We start from the raw sequence: 17,904 nt of genomic DNA, 5'->3' as shown, positions 1-17,904 counted from the left end.
TTTCGAGACGAGGTGCGTCTCTTCGGCTCCCTTCTGTTGTCAACCCGCGGGTTCGAGCTGCCTTTCGGGTTCGGCCTTCCCCCGTGTGGCAGGCGGGCGTAGCGTTGTTGTTGCGGGTCCCGGGAGTGGCTGATCCGAAGTGCCGGTGTGCGGGATTGAGCCGGCCGCGCTGGATACATGAGACGCCCCGTAGTGCCCTCCCGGGCCCGCGTTCACGCGCTCGGGTGCGGCGTCGGTGACCAGCTGTCGATAGATGGCGTCGGAGATCCTGCGCTTCAGGCAGCGGATGGCCTCCATCGGCCGCTTGCCGTCGGCCCGCTTGCGGCGGTAGTAGGCCCGCCCGTCGGTGTCGAGGCGGATCTGGCTGATCGCGGCGATGTGGATCATGTGGTTCACGCGGCGGTTCCCGGCTCGGGAGAGCCGGTGCCGGCTGTGCTCACCGGAGGACGCGTCCAGGGGTGCGGTGCCGGTCCAGGACGCGAACCGGTTCCGGTCGGTGAACCTCGCGACGTCGCCGACGTCAGCCAGGACCCTGGCGGCGACCACCGGTCCGACATCGGGCAGGTCCATCAGGTGGGAGCCGCGGGCGATGACCAGTGCCTTGAGCTCGGCGGTGGACTTCTTGATCTTGGCGTCCACCGCCGTCAGCTCGGCCAGCTCCTCGGTGGCGAGCCGGCGGCGGGTTCGCCCGGCGACGTCGCGCGGTCGGACCGCAGCGAGTAGAGCCTTGGCCTGCAACGCGGTGATGTCCTTCTTTGTCTGTCCCGGAGTCAGTTCCGCGAGCAAAGTGTGGAGCCGGTTCGGGCTCTGCACCCGGCGCCGGCTCAAGGCGTCACGGTGGTCGACCAGCATCCGCAGCGCCTCGAGCTCACCGTCGACAGTCAGCACCCGCAGGGTCTTGGTGCGGACGGCCACGACCGCGATGGAGTGCGCGTCGTGAGCGTCGGTCTTGCGGTTGTGCCCGGTGTCGAACAGTCGCACCCGGGCGGCCAGCTTGGCCGGGACGTCGACCACGTCCTCACCGGCCTCCAGCAGCCGTTGCGCCAGGGAACGCGCGGCACCGTTGGCGCCCTCGACCGCCCAGGTCCGCTCCGGCCACGCTTTGACGTACGCCCGCATGGCCGCGTACCCGGCCTTGTCGGTGCTGAACCGCCCCTGTCCCAGCAGCCGTTCGTGGGCGTCGACGACCTCGATCGTCGCCGACAGCTTGTGGGGATCGACCCCGATGATGACCTGCGCCATGCGCTGCTCCCGCCTGTCTCGTGACCGTGATGGACGGCGAGGTGGGCAGTGCTACTACGAGCTGGGCAGTCCCTTCTTGAGCCACGCCTCGTCACGGTGCCCGACGGGATGCAGCCCGATAGTGAGCCACACCGAGTGGACGCGGTGGGCAGCCGCTTGAAGAGCGTCCCGCCGGGCACCTGGACCGAGTCTGGCCAGACACCGATCCTGCCGACAATCGTCTAGTAGCCGCCAGTCGAACACCGGTCTCGCGCGCCTGCCGGGCGCACCCAGCGCGGCCCCCTTACGGGCAGGCGGGCAGTTCTGTGTCGTGCGTCGAGCCCATCGTCTTGGTGTGGGGCGGTCTAGCGCGCCGGACCAGGGCATGCACCCGTAGGGGTTTCAGTGAGCGCTAATAGGACAACCCGTCACCCACTCCGCGATGGAAGAGAATGCCGACACCCGCACCCACAGCCAACGCCCGGAGGCTACTCAACGCAGCACTCTCTGTGGGGATGGGGCCAAACGTCAGCAGCGTGGCATGCGCGTAGCCTGCTTGAGCCTTGAACTCCTGCAACTTCTTGACATCACTGTGCAAAGGCGCCCATCGAGCCGCTGCCGACTTGACCTCAAGAACATGCCCGTTCTCAAGCGAGCCCGGCTTGTGCCATATGAAATCGGGGATCTGTCGTCCACTGATGTACGAAAGACCCTTCGCGACCTCGCCGTTCACACGCCAGCCATCCTCAACTGCGGCAGCTATGGCATCGTGCTTGGATTCCGCCATCACGAGACGCATCTGGTGGTAGAGCTCGTAGCAGTACACCCGCTCCTGATGCGCCGTCGTCGACGCCCGTTGCTTGTCGAGGTATGGAAGCGAGAAGTACTCGCTCGGGACCCCAACGACCGCCTCCCGAAGAAGTAGATCGAACGCCGCCCCATGAGCACGACCGTTCATCTCGCGTCCCCCTCTTAGCCAGTTCGGCACAGGATTAGAAACCCCCGTATGACTCACCGCATCCACCTGCGGCCAGACGAACCTTGCCATATGTTCGGCCCCTGCGCGGCAGGAATGCCTCGTCAGCGGCAGCGACCGCGGCGCCCCTCCAGGCAAGCGCCAGCTTTCTAGGCTCGGCGCGTCACATCGCCGCCAGGCGGGCATGTTGTTTTTCGTCCTTCGCGATCGGACAGGTCGAGAAGTTGTTCCTCACCGATGGTCAAGACGCATTGTCGAGAGGTCTTCCACCACGAGCTGCACGCTTCCCGCCACGCCGGCGACAAGTTCACCATCGGTGCAAAGTGGTTGGAATGCTCGCGTGACCTCTTGGATGCTGTCGCTCGGGCTGTCAAGGGGGCCCCGCTGGATGGCTCGGCCTGAGCGGCTCCGCATTCCGCCGACGAGTCCCGTTGTGCTGGCGATCAACCCGAGGCCAATGCCCAGACTGGCCGGATGAGGGGCGACGAGCTGGCCTTGGCGTGCTACGCGTTCTCTCCGACTGGGGTGGCGAGCTCCGCGGAGGTGGCGCTTCAACGGCCGATGTCGGAGCCGATCTCCCACGGGGCGACCGGTGAGTGCTCCAGGAGCCAGGTCTCCAGGTCCTGCATGAGGCCGGTGGCCACGAGCAGCCCGATCACCACGAAGAGCACGCCCAGACCGCGCCGCAGCCAGGAGTGAGGGTCGGCCGCCCAGCGCAACCGGCGCACCGCGCGCTGGCCGAGCAAGGCGATGGGCAGGAGCACGCCCACCAGCCCGCAAACGAAGGCGGTGAGAAGCGCGAGGCCGCGGGCCGGCTCGGCCGGCAGCACGGTGACCACGACGTACCCGAAGAGCGGGCTACAGGACGTGAAGACCGGCCCAAGCGCGACCCCGGTCAGCACCGCCCCGGCGTTTCCATCTCGACGGTAGGCCGCGGACAGTCCACGCGCGCTGCGCCGGCTGAAGCCGGTCGCCGCCGACATGCGGTCCCAAACCTCGGGGAACACGGCAGCCAGGCCAAGCAGGATGAGCAGGCCTCCGCTCAGCCACCGCCATACCGAGGGGGAGATGTCGATGAGCGCGGTGGTGGCCCGAAGCGCGAGCGTGAATCCGAACACCGACACACCGAGGGAGGTCGTCACGATCACGGCCCGACGTACCGCGTGTGCGTCGGCGGCCCCGGAGATCGACCCTCCGACCACGACCGGCAACAGCGAGAGAGCACACGGAGCTAGCGTGGTCAGGGCACCAGCAAGGAGGGCCACAAGGAGCGCAAGTGGCACCTCAGACCGTCTTGGCGAGGATTTCGGCGCCGTCCTTCGAACCGGTCCACTTCGCGACCTCGGCCCCTGACGCGTCGACCTGCACGAAGGTGTGCTGCGTGGTCACGCCGTACTTCTTGCGCAGGTCTCCTTCGCTGTCGAAGTCCACCTTGACCACGGTCAGGCCGTCGGGGATGCCGCCGCGGGCGATGGCCTTCTCCGTCGCCCAGCAGGTGGGACACCACGTGGCGTGGAAGAAGTAGACGACCTTGGTCCCTGCCCGGGACGCAGCCTGCTCGGTGTACTCCGCCTTAGACAGGTAAGCGCCTACTGGTGTCACAGCGCCCGACGGAGGCATTGGGGTGCTCCTGGAAGCCGGAGAACTCGGCGAGGCGGTCACCGCAGGAGGCGTCGCGCCACCCGGCGCCTGCGACGCCGTAGTCGTGCCGCAGGCCGTGAACATCAGCAGGCTCACCATCGCGACCAGCGCATGCCCCTAGGGGCTCCACGTCGAGAGGACCTGCTGCTCATTGGACGGGATCATGCGCCCAGTCCAGCCCGTCGCCATGCTGTCGCGCCAGCCCTCTGGAGATGCCGTCAGAACTCTGTAAGACCACCACCGCATCATGTGCACGTATGTGGCGCGACTTCCGCACCCTGGCGGGCACCGGTGGTTTGCATGACCAGCCGGACCAACGTGCGTCTCTGCGCCGCCATCGGGCGCAGCGTGTCCGTCCCAGGATGATCAGCGGTGCCAGCCAGGAGCGTGCGTCCCGAACATCGGCGGGCACTGCCAGCACGAACGTCCCGCATTGCCTATAGCGTCCGAGGCAGTTCACGTGAAGCGAAGGAGTGGACCAGTCATGGCTACGTACGCAGTCGCGCATCTGGATGAGATCGAGGAGTTCGAGGACGCCGGAAGCCACTATCGGCCGATCCGACACCACCTCGGCATCACCGCCTTCGGGGTCACCGCGTGGACCGCACACCAGACGGGCGACGTCGTCATCAACCGGCACGACCAGGACGATCCAACGGCGGACCAGGAACTGTTCCTCGTGCTCCGCGGCCACGCGGTGTTCCAGATCGATGGTGAACAACTGGACGCGCCGACCGGCACCTTGGTGTCCGCCCCGCCTGGCACGGACCGGATGGCTACCGCCACGAAGGACCGGACAACCATCCTCCTGGTTGAGGGCACTCCCGGAGCGGCGTACGAGGCCCGGGGTTGGGAGCTCTGGGCTCCCCTCGCCCCTCTGTATCAAGAGGGCGCGTACCGCGAGGTCGCCGACCAGCTGCGAACCGTGGTTGCGTCCCATCCGCAGTACCCCATGTTGTTCTTCAATCTGGCCTGCTGCGAGTCTCAGTGCGGTCGCGCGAGCGAGGCCGTCGAACACCTCCGCAAGGCCATCGAGATGTCGGAGGCGTTCCGGGATTCGGCGAGGAACGACTCCGACCTGGATCCGATCCGCGGTGAACCCGGCTTCCAGCAACTCATCAGCTGATGAGCCGGCCCGCAGCACGCAGGCGGCAGTGATCGCTCAGCACCGCGGTACCGGGAAATCGCGGCACCCGGATCTACTCCGATGCATGAGTGGTGGAAGTTGTGTCTATTCGCCGCGAGCTCACCTACCGCAGGGGCCTGAGTCCTTCTCCGGGCGGGGCCTGGCGAATGCCGCCGGTTGACCGATGAGCGGAGGGCGCGGTCAGCGGCCATGCCCGGAACGGACGTCGAGCGAATACTGCGCGGCGAGTGCAACCTGCCTGTCGCCGTGTGCCATGAGTCTTCGGAGGGTTTGTCGTGACCCCGGGGAGCCGACCTCGCTGATGGCGTCGATGAGGCGGATGAGGTGGACGGGCGGGCTCTCGGCGGTGGCAGCCGCCAAGGCGCGGTCCACTTCGTCCACCGCGGCGTGGTCGGTCGCGAGCCTGCGCAGGGCGTCGATGGCGTCCACGGCGTCGTCGTCCTTGGTGACGAGTGCGACCAGGTCCGCGGCGGCGGAGGCGTCCCCGCCCCTGCCGGCGGCGATCGTGGCGCGGCGCGCGACGTACGGGTCGAGATGACCTCCAGCGGAGGCGATCGCCGAGAGGGCCGGCGGGGTGTTGATCTTCTCCAGAGCCTCGACGGCACGGTGTCGACGGTCGGCGTCCGTTGATCTCAGGGCCTGCGCCAGGAGGGGTACCGGGGCGTCACCGGCTCTGGCGAGTGCCCAGTACAGGGTCCCCGCGACGGTCGGGTCGGGTTCGCGCAGGGCGGCCTCGACGAGCAGGCCAGCCTCGCGGGCCACGTCGCCCTCGAGGGAGAGGACCAGGCGCTGGCGGGCCGAGGGGCTCGGGTGGTCCAGTCCGCGCAGGAGGCTGACGGTGTGCAGCACATCGGTCCAGTCCTCGGGATCGCTGGCCCGGACCCGTTCGAGGGTGGCGAGCAGTTCGTGCTCGCGGGCGATCCGGTCCTGGCACTGCTCGATCAGGTCCGCGAGCAGCGGCGCCGGGGTGAAGTCGGGGCTGTCGAGTGCCTCGGCAACCGCCTTCAGGCTCAGCCCCAACGATCGAAGGCCCTCGACGTGGAAGAGGCGCCTCAGGTCGTCCTCGGTGTATTGGCGGTAGTCACCGGCGGTGCGCTCGCTCGGGGACACCACGCCCGTGCGGTCGTAGTGGCGAAGCATTCGGGTCGAGATTCCCGAACGCTCCGCCACCTCGCCGATCAGCATCGACTCACTCGCCCACCAACGGGGCGCCGTGCAACGCCCGTGCCCGCTTGGCGTCCTCCACGGAGTCCTCGAACCCGGCTTGGGGGTCCTTCCTCAACCGCTCGGTCAGGAGCGCATGGGTGCGGACTCTGTCATCGGACGAGCCGCACGCCTGCGCCACCACCGGCACAGCGGCGTCACCGAGGGTGAGCAGGGCCCGGCTCAGGCTGAGCATGACCTCGGGACCTCCCCGCCCTAGCTGGGTCGCCAGATCAGCTGCCAGCCGGGCCTCGTGGCCCGGCGGGACCAGCCCGGCCGCGGTACGCCATGCCGCACGGGCGACCTCGTCGTCGGTGTCGAACAGCAGGCTCGGGGTGATCGCCGGCCACGTCTGACGGTCCCCGATCTTGGACAGCGTGTGCAGAGCCTGGCTGCGAGCCTGCGGCACGTCCGAGGACAGCTCGGCGAGAACGCGAGGGAGGACGACCTCCCGGTCGTGCTGCAACAGAGCCCAGGTCAGCATGTCGCGAACGAAGAAGTCCGACTCCACGGCGCACCGCGCGATCAGGTGCTCGACGTACTCCGGCCGCGGGTGGGAGCCTGCCGCGAGCGCCGTCGAGAGCCGGACCGACGCAGCCGTCGAGGTGAGGGCAGCGGCGAGCCGCGCCTCGGGGTTCTGGGTGTTGTTCGGGACCATGGTGTCCACCTCCTTCACCCAACACTCCACCTTGACACTGTGACAAGGTCAAGCCGAGCGTGGCAACCCCTGCCTCGTGCACCGAGAGTGTCAAGACGTGACATCGTCGGACGCGGTTGCAGCCACCCCTGGGCTTTAGGTCCGAGCAAACCCGCGAGTGAACGCCCTAGGGTGCCCCACTTCGCCGCGAGCTGGCGCGTCTCGGAACGAGCATCACCGGAACTTCAGGCAGCAGGTTCGGTTGGCGGATCGGTCACCGGGTGTCGGTGCCCGCCACCCGCGATCGCAGGTGGCCCCCCGACTTCTCTAGCCCAACGAGACCTTCGCGGCGCGACAGAGGCAAAGACAGCCGCAATCGCGATCAGCACGCCGCCGAGGCTCAGGATCGATGACCCGGTGTTGTGCATGGCGGCACCTTCAGCCAACACCACGTCCAGGCTTGTCACCTCGACGCCCTCTGGCCAGTGGGGTTGGTGCTGCGCCAACGCGAGGCAGCCAGGCACCTGATTCGTGGTGTTGGCGCACTGGCTGAGGTAGGTCGCGCGGGAAAACCAACGACCTGCCTCGTCGAAGGCGGCGCTGGCTGACACGAGCGTGAAGCAACCCAGTCCGAAGGTGCCTATCGCGAGGCAGAGCACGATTGCGCGCCATGTGGCTCGCCCCATACGCATCACGACGCATCCTCACCGTCAGCGTAGTCACCGCAGAACGGACAGGCGGGGTCGCGCCTAGGGTTGAGGAGGTCCCGCTGACGCGTGCGCGGTCTGATGAGCACGCTGGCGGGGTCGACGTCGTCGCGGTGGAGATTGGTGACGGCCAGCATGAAGTGGTTGACGGCCTCCGCCACAGCGAGGGCGTTAAGAGTGATGACGCTCGGCGCCGGGACCTCGTTGAGGTATCTGGCTTGGCGGGCTTCCTCGCGGGGGAGGTGGTCCAGGGCTAGCTCCGTGGGGTCCACGAGTCCGTTGCACCACAGGCACCCGCTTCCGGGCACCATGGGCCGGGCCGCGGCGTGGATCTGACCGATGACACCATCGTCGCAGACCTGGATCTTGACCCCGACCTGCGTGCCGGGGATGAGGTTCTCCTCAACGACTTTATTGGCGTAGTGCCGCGCCCCGGCGGTGTCGGCGGCCAAAAAGATCCAGTCGCATGGTGTGAGCAGGGTGGCGGTGTTGGGCCCCAAGGTCGCCTCGTGCAGGTCCAGCGTGATGTTGGGGTTGGCTCGGCGGGCGTTGTCAGCCGCGGCCTGGGTCTTCGGGCGGCCCACGTCGCTCGGGGTTGCGCCGGTGAGCCTGTTGAGGTTGTCGTTCTCCACTTGGTCGTCATCAATAAGGACGAGGTGCCCGACGCCGAGTCGAGCCAGGTGCTCGACGAGGAGGGATCCGGCGCCGCCGAGCCCGACGACAGCGACCCTCATGGCCGTGAAGGCGGCCTGCCCGGCGTCGCCGAACAGGCGGACCTGCCGGTCCGCGGCGATGTCCGCGGAGGTGAGTCGTGCCGGTGTGGGACGCAGTCGGAGAAGGTTATTGCCAGGGACGACCACCTCGACGACGTTGGTGCGGCTGCCGTCCGGGAGCCACAGGTCGCCGGCGGCTGCTCCCTCGGCGAGGACGAGGGCGCCGACGATCTGACCGGTGATCTGCCGCAGTGCCGGGTAGCCGCGCTCGTGGCTGGCAAGGTCGATCCCGGAGAACTCCACGCTCCCGACTCCCGCGTGCGCGTGCACGGCGATGTAGGCCTGGCTGGTGGTGCGCGCCTGCAGTGCGGCGTCGCGGACGAAGGTCGCGGACAGGGCGTGGTGTCCGAACGTGCCCTCCACGTAGTCGGTGCCGGCGACTGCGGCGATGAGCTTGGTGACGAGAAGTCGGGGACCGCGCGGCCCGTCGACGCGGCGAGCCAGCAGGACCGCGCCCCCGCCGCCGCCGGTGAACAGGTGCCGGTGGAGGTCCTGCCACAGCGGCGCCGGGATGGTGACGCTCCAGCCCTTCGTCGGGGGGTTCACAGGGCGCTGAACCATTGCCTCACCTTCTCCGCCTTGAGGGTTGCGTTGTCCGTGGTCGGGTTCCACCGGTTCGATCTGCGGGACAGCTGAAGCGCGGGCCGGCCCTGCCACTCGACCGTCTGGACGGCCGAGCCGTGCGCCTGCTGGTCGCACCGCTCGACCCGCCCGACGTAGTGCGGGTACACATCCGAGTGGGGGTATGCCGCGTTGAGGTGGAAACCCATCCACGTGGCGCCAGGGTCGTAGGTCGACCCCACCCCCACCTCCTTGATGACGACGTGGGCGCCGCCGGCGCCGTCCGGGGTGACCTCAGGCTCCTGCCCGAAGTGCCCACGCAGGCTGTCGATGGCGCTCCGCACGGCGAGGGTCAGGTCGCCGTTCACGAGTTGTCGTCGGGGGCAACGCAGGTGAACTCCATGTGGGTGTGCACCTTGACGATGTCCTCGTCTCCGATCACGTCGTAGCGCTGCCCGTGGAGCACAGACAGCTGGAAGTTCAGCTCGATCGGGGCGTGCTGGGCGATTGCGGCCTGCTTGATCTGCAGGCCGGTCAGATCTCCCTTCGGCAGCTCGAGCTGGAGCTCGGTGTTGAACGTGACCTTGACGGTCTTGGCGTTGGGCCCCTTCGAGCCGGTCAGCTCGGGCATGTGCTGCTCCTTCGGGCGATAGAGTCGGGTTGCGATTTTCGCAACCATCGTCACTATACGCCTCCGGTTGCGGAAATCGCAACTCCTACTCAACCCTCACCCACTGGTCGGCGCGCCGTTGCGCTTATCGCAACCACGTGGTCATAATGGCGCGTGCCCGGACAAACACTGGTTGACCGCGTCCGCCGCCTGATCGAGGAGTCTGGCCAGACACAAGAGGCCTTCGGCGCCACGATCGGACTGGACGCACCCAAGCTCTCCAAGACGCTCCGCGGGAAGCGGCGTTTCAGCTCGCTGGACTTGGCGAGGATCGCCGACGCAACCGGCTCCACCGTGGACTGGCTACTCACTGGTCAAAGGGCAGGGATGGCTGCGCGCGCTGCAACAGGCAGCGTGAGTGTGACGTCCGCTGTGCGCGAGGCCACCAAACTGGCGGAATCTCGAGACAATCTGAACTTCCTTGGCGGTCATCAAGATTGGCCGAAGCCGCCGGGCTTCACTAGCTCCTTGTGGATTGAGCAGGGAGCCCAGTTGGCCGAGTTCGCCTTGCAGCACCTAGGTCCTCCCTCGGCCTTCGGTAGTTCAGAGACATTCGCTGGAGCCGTCGAACGTGCATTCGGAATCGATGTGCGTTCCATGGAACTTGCCACCGGCTGCGATGGCTTGGCGCTCTGGACCGAAGGCGGAGCCAAGATTCTGTTGGTCTCCACGAGCGAGAACCCCACGCGGCAACGTTTCACGGTCGCTCACGAGCTCGCTCACTTGCTGTGCCTGGACGATCAGGGCCTGCACGTCGACGAGAACGTCATGGCAGGAAGTCGTGGGGATGCGTCAGAGGTTAGAGCCAACTCCTTCGCGGCATGTTTGCTTATGCCCGCTTCTATCCTTAGGGACCGCTTCGCAAGCGGCGTCTCCGATGAGGGATTCGCTCGCCAGGTGATGGACTTGAAAGTCTCCCCAAGCTCCTTGGGGTGGCGGCTCCTCAACTTGAAACTCATCGACGCTGACCAACGGGCACGCCTCGGTCGTCTCCGCACCATCGACTGCGCTGCTCAAGTAGATCTTCTGGGAGACTATGCAGGTTGGGTTGAGGCAAGCACCCAGCCCCGCCTGCCGGTGAAGCTAATTCGAGACATGCTGGACTCGTACCTGCATGGAAAAGCCACCCTGCGCCCTCTAGCCAACCTCATGAGTCTGCCCGTCGAGGCCCTGCGGGACGCAATCGAGCCAGCGCTGACCGAGCCAAGTCCGGACGCTGCCCACGACTACGAGCCGTGACCACCAATCTATTTCCCGACAATACGGTTCTTTGCAACTTCGCTTGCGTACATCAACTAGACCTGCTTGAGCGCCTTCTAGATGGTCGGGGACGGTGGGTTGAGGCGGTCGCAGCGGAATGCAGAAGGTCTAGTGCGACCTACGGGGATTTGGCTTCGATCGACCCAACTGGTTGGCTAGGGCAACCAGTAGAGATCAGCGATGAGATTGAGATTCTCCAAGTCGAGGGAATTCGTAAAGCTGTTTTCGGTGGCGCCGCTTCCCGAGCGCTCGACCATTTGGGAGAAGCCCAGACCATACACATCATCCGCCAGCGAGCGGATTTTCGCGGATCTACTTGGATCAGCGACGATCGAGAAAGCTTGCGCGTCGCTCGACTTCAAGGAATTCCGGTACGCGAGACACAGCATTTGGTTGCAGAAGCGGTTCAGGTGGGTCTACTTGGCAGCGCTGAGGCTGGCTACTCGATGCTGCAACAGATGATTGCCGAGGACCAGCATCCCGCACTCCCCCCCTCGGCGGGCGCGCTACTAGCCCTATAGCCCCATGTCCCGCGTTGCTCGCTGCATCGGAAGCGCTGGTTCGCTGACACCGTCACATGCCCGGAGGGCGCAAATCATGCGGCCTCAGACCGATCCCACCATCGGGAGGGCAGGAGGGAGGGAGGCGCGCCATAGCGCCGCGAGACGACCTAGTGCACTCAGGCCCTCAGTCTTTGTCGAGGTTCTCCGCTAAGGGGTCGAGTCCAGCCCCAGGGCTCCGTGCCCTTGACACAGCCTGCTTCCAGTCCTCCCAGCGCGCGGGATCTGACTGCAGGTACTGATGGAAGAGCACCAACCCTTCATCGGGTCTGGCTTCTAGTTCGACGTACGCGTCGATCATGAAGAAGGCGGCTCGATACGCCTCGTCGAGGGTGACCATCTCGGGAAGTTGCTCATCGGCCACCTGCCGATGCTCCCATGCCTGCTTCCACCAGGGCACAGCCGGGACGGACCCGCGTCTCTTCGCCGCGAGTCGACCGAGCCGAGCAGCCAGGCAGGTTGGCTCCGGCCCCGGTGGCCGGGGGTCGGAGTTGCCATCCACCGACGTCAGCCGGTGGATGCCCTACGACAGGACTCTGTTGGTGAAGGCCCAGTCCAAGCCGTCTTCGCCGTGGTCGTCCAACGCGATGTCGCGACGGAGCCCGACCTTTACGGCGACGTTCTGGCTCGCCAGGTTCCCGGGCCGTACGCGCGCCAGGATCACCTCGGCCGGCATGCGTGCCGCGACTCTGGACACGACGCCCGCGACGGCCTCGGTGGCGAGCCCCCGCCCCCAAGCGTCGGGCGCCAGACGGTAGACGAGGTTCAGGACCGGTCGGGCACGCACGGTCATGCGCTTTACCCCGACGTAGCCGATGATGCGGTCCTCGCCAGGCAGCCGTGCGCACCAGTAGCCGAAGCCGTGCTCATCCCAATGGCGGATCCACCGGCTCACGAGCTCAGTAGCCCCACCCTCGTCATTCAGCAGCTCCGAGGGGTTGTGCTCAACGGTGCGCGCATCCCCGAGGATCGCGAACACCCCGGGCGCGTCGGTCGCGAGGGGCCGGTCCAGCCGCACACGCTCCGTCTGCGGCTCGGCGATACCCATGTGCTCATACTCGCAGCCGAGGACCTGCCCCACTCCGCCGCCTGTTGCTCGCGGGATGGCAGCTGTGTGGCCTACGGCGGCTGGCGTCAGAGACCTCCGGAGTCGGGCCAGTTGGTCCAGTGGGTGTTCGGTTCTTCGCTCGGGTGGTACTTGCTCAGGTCGGCGGTCGCGAGGACCTCGGCCAGCTGTCGGTAGACCTCGCTCTGGCTGGGTTTGGTCTCGAAGAGGTCCGGCTGGTGCCATTCCTCGAGCCGGAGGATCTCCGGGATGTCCAGGGCGGCCGGCGCCGCAGCTCGATCTCATCAGCGAGAAGTAGGTCACGATGGACCGGGACCAGCCGTCGGAATACCGCTGACAGGTCCTCGCCGGGTTCGGGGGACACGTCTAGCTGAGTTCCGCGGACGACGGGGTTCACCCCCGCAGCCGTCTCCGGCTCAGCTTCGTTCTCGACGTCGTTGAAGTTGTCGGTGCGACCGAGGAAGTCATCGTTCTCGAATCCGGGACGGCCGCTGGTTAGACAGTTCCCGAAGGTGTGGAGAACATCTAAGACGTCGCCTGCACGGGGGTTGTACCCGACCGTCTCCACGACCAAGGCCCACCTGTCGCGGTCGGCGTAGGCGTGCAGCCGCGCATCGATCGCGAAGTAGTACCCGTGGCCGAGATCCGGGAACGTGAAGCCCTCGGCGGCGGCGTCGAGCTGCGCCAAGATCGAGTCCACTGTCTTGTCCCCACGCGGCATACGTGGAGACTTCCACAAGTGGCGCCCTCGCCAAGGCGGGTGCGTCCTGTTGGCCACTGGACGCCGCCTTCTGCCCCGGCCGCAGCCGGGAGAGCCCGAGATGCGTGGCGTCTCCACAGTCGGCGTCCCTGGCGGACGCACAGACGCCGCGGACCGGGCGTCGCGAGGCCTCGAATAGGGTGAGGGAGTGATCGATTTCCAGAACGCCAGCTATGTCAAACTCGGGCGCATCGACTACTCGGACGTGGCGAGTCAGATCGATCCGCTTCTCATCGAGGGCGAGCAGGGGTTCTTGGCGTTCAAAGGGATGCGCGACTACATCGTGTTCACAAGCAAGCGGATCATCGCGGTGAACGTTCAAGGCATGACGGGTAAGAAAAAGGACTTCACCTCGCTCCCCTTCGCGAAGGTCCAAGCGTTCTCACTCGAGACAGCAGGGACTTTCGACTTAGACGCCGAACTTGAGCTGTGGTTCTCGGGGCTTGGTAAGGTCAAGTTCGAGTTCAAGGGCAATACCGACGTTGCCTACCTCAACAAGCTGATCGCGCACCACGTCCTCTGACACCCCCGGGAAACCGCACGGGGGCACCGAGCGCCGAGTTGCGTCTTTGCGCCGCCAGCTGACCGTGCCGATCGGCGTGTGTTGAGTGCTTGGTTTCGGGGCGGAGTCGACAACGGTGATATGGCGGGGACTGCGTCGGTGAGAACGCGACTACGTGGTCCATGGAGGCCGTAGCCTCGACATCGTGGTTGAGCCCGACCTGTGGGATGACAGCGTCCGGCGGCGGCCGTTCCGGCTGGGGGTCGATGCTGGGCTGGCAACGCTGTTCACCGCGGTGGCGCTGGTCCCGGCGATTGGCCAACACGATGGGCGAGTCGTCGTCGTGACGGTGTTGATGGGCGCTGCCGTCATGGTGCGGCGAGTCGCCTGGCCAGTCGTGGTGGTGTTGGCCGGGGTCGCCGGTCTGGTCCAGTTCGCCTCGGGCCAAGTGGCCCTGGTGGCTGATGCGGGCTTCGCTCTGGTGTTCTTCGTGCTGGGTTCGGATCCCAGCCGTGCGGTGCGCCGCTTCGGACTAGCCGGAGCGCTCATGTCGTCGGTGGTGATCGCGCTCGGCGTCGCCCTTGGGTACCTCGGCGCGGCGGGTACGGGTGGGGCGAACGCGTACTCGGTCATCTCCTCGGCCGCGTTGGCGCTGTTGGTGTCCGGGGGAGGGTGGGTGGCGGGCTTCGTCCGCTGGCAGCGCCGGTCTCGGATCACGGCTCAGGTGCAGGCCGGTCTCGCGGCGGAGCGCGCCCGCCTTGCCGCCGACATGCACGATCTGGTCGCGCATACCTGGGCAGTGGTGGCGGTCCAGGCGGACGGTGCCCGCTACGCCCTCGCAGGTCCTGATGGCGCGGACAGGGCCGAGGAGGCGCTCGAGGTGATCGCTGACACCGCCCGCGGCTCCATCTCGGACCTGCGGGACCTGCTGGCCGAGCTCCGCGACGAAAGGCCACACGTGCCGTCGGGTGGCGCCACGCGCCATGCCCTGGTCGCGCGGGCGCGTGCATCCGGCATGGACCTCCGCTTGGTCGAGCACGGAGCGCCGCCGACCACGGAAGCACTGGCTGCCTCGGCGCATCGCCTCCTCACGGAGTCGCTCACGAACGCGCTCAAGCACGGTGACCTGGCTCATCCCGTGGTGGTCGAGGAGGACTGGAGTGCGGGCTATCGTCTGGTCGTGCGCAACCGGATTCGCCGCCCCTCGACGCCGGGTGCCGGGCACGGGATCGCCGGCATGCGAGAGCGGGTCCTGCTGCTCGGCGGCATTTTGCGGGCAGGGGCGGAGGGCGACATGTGGACGCTTCTCGCGGTCCTGCCGGAGCCCCCGCCGTGACGGTGCGTGTCGCGCTCGTCGACGACCAGGTCATGTTCCGGGCCGGCATCGCGATGGTCCTCGACAGTCAGCCCGACCTGGAGGTGGTGGGCCAGGCCGGCGACGGCGACGAGGTCCTGGCGCTCGTCACCGACGTCGCTCCTGACGTGGTGGTCATGGATGTCCGGATGGCCCGGATCGATGGTGTGACCGCGACAGCTAGGCTTCAGGAGGCGCTCGGTGCGCGTGCACCCCGGGTTCTCGTGCTCACCACCTTCGATCTGGACGAGGCTGCCGTCGCGGCCATCGAGGCTGGTGCCAGCGGCTTCGTGCTCAAGGACTCGCGGCCGGAGCTCCTCCTGGCCGCGGTGCGAACAGTGGCGGACGGAAGCCAGGTGGTGACTGCTCGGGCTACTCGCTCACTGCTGGAGCGGTTTCGGACGTCACGGTCCTCTCCGGGGCGCGAGTACGACGACCTGACTCCACGTGAGCGCGATATTCTGCTCCGTGCCGCGGGTGGCCTCTCCAACGCGGAGATCGCCGCGGTCGAGCACCTCTCGGAGCTGACCGTGAAGACCCATGTCTCGCGGATCCTGGCCAAGCTCGGGCTGCGCAACCGGGTGCAGCTGGTCGTCTACGCCTACGAGCACGGAATTCTGTAGCCGTGCTACATCCTCCGGAGTAGCTGGAACACCCCTCGCGCCGGATGTGCCCAGGGCGGGATCACTCTTAGCGTCGTCGCCATGAGCACTGCACCTGAGGCTGTTGTCTCCTTCGACTCGGTCAGCAAGGTCTATGGCACCGGCGCCGGCACGGTGTGTGCCTTGGACGAGGTGAGCGTCGTGGTGCCACGCGGCGGGTTCACCGCGGTAATGGGCCCGTCTGGCTCGGGCAAGTCCACGTTCATGAACATCGCGGCCGGGCTCGACGACCCCAGCTCGGGGGAGGTCCTGGTGGCTGGGCAGGCGATGCACTTGTTGGACGACCGGGCTCGCACGCTCATACGGCGCGAGCGGGTGGGTTTCGTCTTCCAGTCCTTCAACCTTGTCCCGACCCTGGACGTGCGGGAGAACGTGCTGCTCCCCTTTGAGCTCGCCGGCCGTCGACTCGCCACCGAGGAGGCAGAACGGATCGACCACCTTCTGGACGTGCTCGGACTGGCCGAGCGGCTCGCCCACCGACCCGCGGAACTCTCCGGGGGCCAGCAGCAGCGGGTCGCGATCGCCCGCGCGCTCGCCCCTCGCCCGGCCGTGGTCCTTGCCGACGAGCCGACCGGGAATCTCGACACCCGAAGCTCCCGCGAGGTGCTCGGGCTTTTGCGCGCGGCGGCGCGGGAGTACGGCCAGACCATCGTGATGGTAAGCCACGACCCGGTCGCCGCGTCGTACGCCGATCGAGTGCTCGTCCTCGCCGACGGCCGACTGGCCGGTGACCACGAGGCGATGTCACCGCAGCAGATCGCCGATCTGCTCATCGGCTTCGAGGAGGGTGTGGCGTGAACAGCTCCCTGGTCCTCGGCGATCGGCGTGAGGTGGGCACCGTCGGCCTGGTTGCCGGCATGTGCGGCTTCTACGCGGGGGCGCTGGTCCTCGGCGCCGACCTGCTGGCCGCCGACGCGCGGGCGGGCGGCGGCCAGGGCGGGGCTGTTGGGGTGATCCTCGACACGGTCGCCGCGGTCTTCATCATCGTTGCGGTCTACGTCGCCGCGGTCGTCATCGTCAACGCCGTCGAAACGGTCCTTGCCGGCCGGCTCCGCGAGATCGCCGTGCTCCGGCTGCTCGGCGCCGAGGCCCGGTCGCTGCGGGCAGCGGTCGTCCGTGGTGCAACCCTCGTGGCGGCTCTCGGCGCGCTGGCCGGCGTGGTAACCGGCACCGCCGTCGGCGACCTGACGCGCACGCTACTCGTGGCCGGCGGCAGCCTTCGCGACGCCGATTACGCGTGGTTCCCGACACTCGCCGTGCCTGCGGCGGTCGTCACCACGACGGCCGCCGCGGCGGCGTCGTGGGTCGGCTCCCGAGCGGTCCTGCGGGCGACGCCCGCCCAGGCCCTCCTGGGAGCATCAATCCCTCCGGCCGAGTCGCGCCGCGCCGGCTCGCTCCGGCGACTGACGACCTTCGGGCTGATCGGCTTCGGCGCGCTCACGCTGGTTGCCGCCGCGGTCCTCGGGGAGCAGGGGGGGCCCGGCGGTCTGCTGCTCGCGACCCTAGGGGCGACCACGTCCGCGAGCGGCTTCCTGCTCGGTGCCAGGATGATCGTCCCGGCACTGGTGACGATGGTCGCCCGACTGCTCGGCGGCGACCCACCGAGCGTGGTGGCGGCGCGCAACGCCGTGCGCGAGCCCTCCCGCACCACCCGGTCCGTTCTCGGACTGGTCATCGGAGTGACTTTGATGACGACCTTCACGGCGGGCTCCTCGGCACTGCGCGCCGCGGCCCGCTCCTGGGAGCTGACGCCGACCCAGGCGGTGCAGACCGATGAGATCCTGCGCAACGTGTCGGTGGTCATGACGTGCGTCGTCGTGGTCTCCTCCGCCATCGCCGCAGTGGGCTTCGCGAGCACGATGTCGCTGTCCGTGATCCAGCGAACGCGCGAGATCGGGCTGCTGCGAGCGCTCGGCTTCACCGCGGACCAGGTCCGGACGATGATCACCAAGGAGTCCATCGCCCTGTCGGCGACGGCGATCACCTTCGGGATGGCGCTGGGCCTCGTCTACGGCGCCCTCGGCGCGCAATCGATCGTGGGCTTCCAGACCGACGGGTTCGTCTGGGGTGTGCCCGGCGCGGTCCTGGCGTCCATCGCGTGCTGCGGCGTCCTGCTGGTCCTGGTAGCCTCCTGGGTGCCGTCGTCCCGTGCCGTGGCCGTCGCGCCCGTCGAGGCCCTCAGCGCTGACCGATGACGCCGAGCC

At 67.5% G+C, this 17,904-nt stretch carries 21 protein-coding genes and 1 pseudogene; 8 read left to right on the top strand and 14 right to left on the bottom strand.

Going from position 1 to position 17,904, the window contains the following annotated elements:
• Positions 1-39 precede the first annotated feature (39 nt).
• The 4 genes from KMZ30_RS06930 to KMZ30_RS06915 form a co-directional block, all read right to left on the bottom strand.
• A complete protein-coding gene (locus KMZ30_RS06930) occupies positions 40-1,242 on the bottom strand; it encodes an IS110 family RNA-guided transposase (protein WP_226905174.1) in 1,203 nt (400 codons plus the stop codon).
• Between the two features lie 391 nt (positions 1,243-1,633).
• A complete protein-coding gene (locus tag KMZ30_RS06925) occupies positions 1,634-2,179 on the bottom strand; it encodes a hypothetical protein (protein WP_215519925.1) in 546 nt (181 codons plus the stop codon).
• Positions 2,180-2,748: 569 nt separating this feature from the next.
• Positions 2,749-3,345 (bottom strand): urease accessory protein UreH domain-containing protein, encoded by a 597-nt coding sequence (locus tag KMZ30_RS06920; protein ID WP_443678499.1) that lies wholly within the window; start codon positions 3,343-3,345, stop codon positions 2,749-2,751.
• 136 nt (positions 3,346-3,481) lie between these two features.
• Entirely contained in the window at positions 3,482-3,937 is a 456-nt protein-coding gene (locus tag KMZ30_RS06915; protein ID WP_215519923.1) for a thioredoxin family protein, read from the bottom strand.
• A 385-nt stretch (positions 3,938-4,322) separates the two neighbouring features.
• Here KMZ30_RS06915 and KMZ30_RS06910 point away from each other — a divergent pair, with 385 nt between their 5' ends.
• On the top strand, positions 4,323-4,964 hold the full coding sequence (locus tag KMZ30_RS06910; protein ID WP_215519922.1) for a TPR end-of-group domain-containing protein: 642 nt from the start codon (positions 4,323-4,325) through the stop codon (positions 4,962-4,964).
• Between the two features lie 201 nt (positions 4,965-5,165).
• Here the strand turns inward: KMZ30_RS06910 and KMZ30_RS06905 are convergent, their stop codons facing one another.
• The 6 genes from KMZ30_RS06905 to KMZ30_RS06880 form a co-directional block, all read right to left on the bottom strand.
• Positions 5,166-6,170 carry a MerR family transcriptional regulator gene (locus KMZ30_RS06905; RefSeq protein WP_215519921.1) on the bottom strand — a complete coding sequence of 335 codons (1,005 nt, stop codon included), beginning with the start codon at positions 6,168-6,170 and terminating at the stop codon, positions 5,166-5,168.
• A 4-nt stretch (positions 6,171-6,174) separates the two neighbouring features.
• Positions 6,175-6,864: a HEAT repeat domain-containing protein gene (locus tag KMZ30_RS06900; RefSeq protein WP_308284314.1), complete on the bottom strand. Its 690-nt coding sequence runs from the start codon at positions 6,862-6,864 to the stop codon at positions 6,175-6,177.
• Between the two features lie 206 nt (positions 6,865-7,070).
• The gene (locus KMZ30_RS06895; RefSeq protein ID WP_215519920.1) at positions 7,071-7,520 is read right to left on the bottom strand and encodes a hypothetical protein; all 450 of its coding nucleotides are present in this window, start codon (positions 7,518-7,520) and stop codon (positions 7,071-7,073) included.
• On the bottom strand, positions 7,517-8,851 hold the full coding sequence (locus KMZ30_RS06890; protein WP_215519919.1) for a ThiF family adenylyltransferase: 1,335 nt from the start codon (positions 8,849-8,851) through the stop codon (positions 7,517-7,519). Before KMZ30_RS06890 ends, KMZ30_RS06895 begins: the two co-directional genes overlap by 4 nt.
• On the bottom strand, positions 8,848-9,234 hold the full coding sequence (locus KMZ30_RS06885; RefSeq protein WP_215519918.1) for a hypothetical protein: 387 nt from the start codon (positions 9,232-9,234) through the stop codon (positions 8,848-8,850). Before KMZ30_RS06885 ends, KMZ30_RS06890 begins: the two co-directional genes overlap by 4 nt.
• A complete protein-coding gene (locus tag KMZ30_RS06880) occupies positions 9,231-9,497 on the bottom strand; it encodes a multiubiquitin domain-containing protein (protein WP_215519917.1) in 267 nt (88 codons plus the stop codon). Before KMZ30_RS06880 ends, KMZ30_RS06885 begins: the two co-directional genes overlap by 4 nt.
• A gap of 153 nt (positions 9,498-9,650) precedes the next feature.
• On the opposite strand from KMZ30_RS06880, the gene KMZ30_RS06875 reads away from it, so the two are divergent.
• On the top strand, positions 9,651-10,775 hold the full coding sequence (locus tag KMZ30_RS06875; protein WP_215519916.1) for a helix-turn-helix domain-containing protein: 1,125 nt from the start codon (positions 9,651-9,653) through the stop codon (positions 10,773-10,775).
• Complete coding sequence (locus KMZ30_RS22745) at positions 10,772-11,317, top strand: PIN domain-containing protein (protein ID WP_504739292.1); 546 nt, start codon at positions 10,772-10,774, stop codon at positions 11,315-11,317. Before KMZ30_RS06875 ends, KMZ30_RS22745 begins: the two co-directional genes overlap by 4 nt.
• 166 nt (positions 11,318-11,483) lie before the next feature.
• Here the strand turns inward: KMZ30_RS22745 and KMZ30_RS06865 are convergent, their stop codons facing one another.
• The 4 genes and pseudogenes from KMZ30_RS06865 to KMZ30_RS06855 all read right to left on the bottom strand — a co-directional run.
• Positions 11,484-11,720 carry a hypothetical protein gene (locus tag KMZ30_RS06865; protein WP_215519914.1) on the bottom strand — a complete coding sequence of 79 codons (237 nt, stop codon included), beginning with the start codon at positions 11,718-11,720 and terminating at the stop codon, positions 11,484-11,486.
• Positions 11,721-11,879: 159 nt separating this feature from the next.
• Positions 11,880-12,404 carry a GNAT family N-acetyltransferase gene (locus KMZ30_RS06860; RefSeq protein ID WP_215519913.1) on the bottom strand — a complete coding sequence of 175 codons (525 nt, stop codon included), beginning with the start codon at positions 12,402-12,404 and terminating at the stop codon, positions 11,880-11,882.
• Positions 12,405-12,490: 86 nt separating this feature from the next.
• Positions 12,491-12,664: a DUF7003 family protein gene (locus tag KMZ30_RS22630; RefSeq protein WP_372449522.1), complete on the bottom strand. Its 174-nt coding sequence runs from the start codon at positions 12,662-12,664 to the stop codon at positions 12,491-12,493.
• Positions 12,665-12,744: 80 nt separating this feature from the next.
• Positions 12,745-13,143: pseudogene (locus KMZ30_RS06855) on the bottom strand (DUF7003 family protein); the annotation flags it as partial.
• A 187-nt stretch (positions 13,144-13,330) separates the two neighbouring features.
• Here KMZ30_RS06855 and KMZ30_RS06850 point away from each other — a divergent pair.
• From KMZ30_RS06850 to KMZ30_RS06830, 5 genes are all read left to right on the top strand, one after another.
• Positions 13,331-13,705 carry a PH domain-containing protein gene (locus KMZ30_RS06850; protein ID WP_215519911.1) on the top strand — a complete coding sequence of 125 codons (375 nt, stop codon included), beginning with the start codon at positions 13,331-13,333 and terminating at the stop codon, positions 13,703-13,705.
• A 184-nt stretch (positions 13,706-13,889) separates the two neighbouring features.
• Positions 13,890-15,020, top strand: a complete 1,131-nt coding sequence (locus tag KMZ30_RS06845) for a sensor histidine kinase (RefSeq protein ID WP_215519910.1) — start codon at positions 13,890-13,892, stop codon at positions 15,018-15,020.
• Positions 15,017-15,661, top strand: a complete 645-nt coding sequence (locus KMZ30_RS06840) for a response regulator (protein WP_215519909.1) — start codon at positions 15,017-15,019, stop codon at positions 15,659-15,661. Before KMZ30_RS06845 ends, KMZ30_RS06840 begins: the two co-directional genes overlap by 4 nt.
• 81 nt (positions 15,662-15,742) lie before the next feature.
• Positions 15,743-16,498 (top strand): ABC transporter ATP-binding protein, encoded by a 756-nt coding sequence (locus tag KMZ30_RS06835; RefSeq protein WP_215519908.1) that lies wholly within the window; start codon positions 15,743-15,745, stop codon positions 16,496-16,498.
• Entirely contained in the window at positions 16,495-17,895 is a 1,401-nt protein-coding gene (locus KMZ30_RS06830; RefSeq protein ID WP_215519907.1) for an ABC transporter permease, read from the top strand. The genes KMZ30_RS06835 and KMZ30_RS06830 overlap by 4 nt, the downstream gene beginning before the upstream one ends.
• Positions 17,896-17,904 lie beyond the last annotated feature (9 nt).

Origin of the sequence: Phycicoccus mangrovi, assembly GCF_018729305.1 — a bacterium.
Taxonomy (GTDB): Bacteria; Actinomycetota; Actinomycetes; order Actinomycetales; family Dermatophilaceae; genus Phycicoccus; species Phycicoccus jejuensis.
The sequence above is the reverse complement of the archived record's forward strand: the minus strand, read 5'-3'. Positions and strand labels throughout refer to the sequence as shown.

Coding starts and splice junctions, on each gene's coding strand:
- KMZ30_RS06930 (WP_226905174.1), bottom strand. CDS start 1,242: ATGGCGCAGGTCATCATCGGGGTCGATCCCCACAAGCTGTCGGCGACG.
- KMZ30_RS06925 (WP_215519925.1), bottom strand. CDS start 2,179: ATGAACGGTCGTGCTCATGGGGCGGCGTTCGATCTACTTCTTCGGGAG.
- KMZ30_RS06915 (WP_215519923.1), bottom strand. CDS start 3,937: ATGGTGAGCCTGCTGATGTTCACGGCCTGCGGCACGACTACGGCGTCG.
- KMZ30_RS06910 (WP_215519922.1), top strand. CDS start 4,323: ATGGCTACGTACGCAGTCGCGCATCTGGATGAGATCGAGGAGTTCGAG.
- KMZ30_RS06905 (WP_215519921.1), bottom strand. CDS start 6,170: ATGCTGATCGGCGAGGTGGCGGAGCGTTCGGGAATCTCGACCCGAATG.
- KMZ30_RS06880 (WP_215519917.1), bottom strand. CDS start 9,497: ATGCCCGAGCTGACCGGCTCGAAGGGGCCCAACGCCAAGACCGTCAAG.
- KMZ30_RS06860 (WP_215519913.1), bottom strand. CDS start 12,404: ATGGGTATCGCCGAGCCGCAGACGGAGCGTGTGCGGCTGGACCGGCCC.
- KMZ30_RS06835 (WP_215519908.1), top strand. CDS start 15,743: ATGAGCACTGCACCTGAGGCTGTTGTCTCCTTCGACTCGGTCAGCAAG.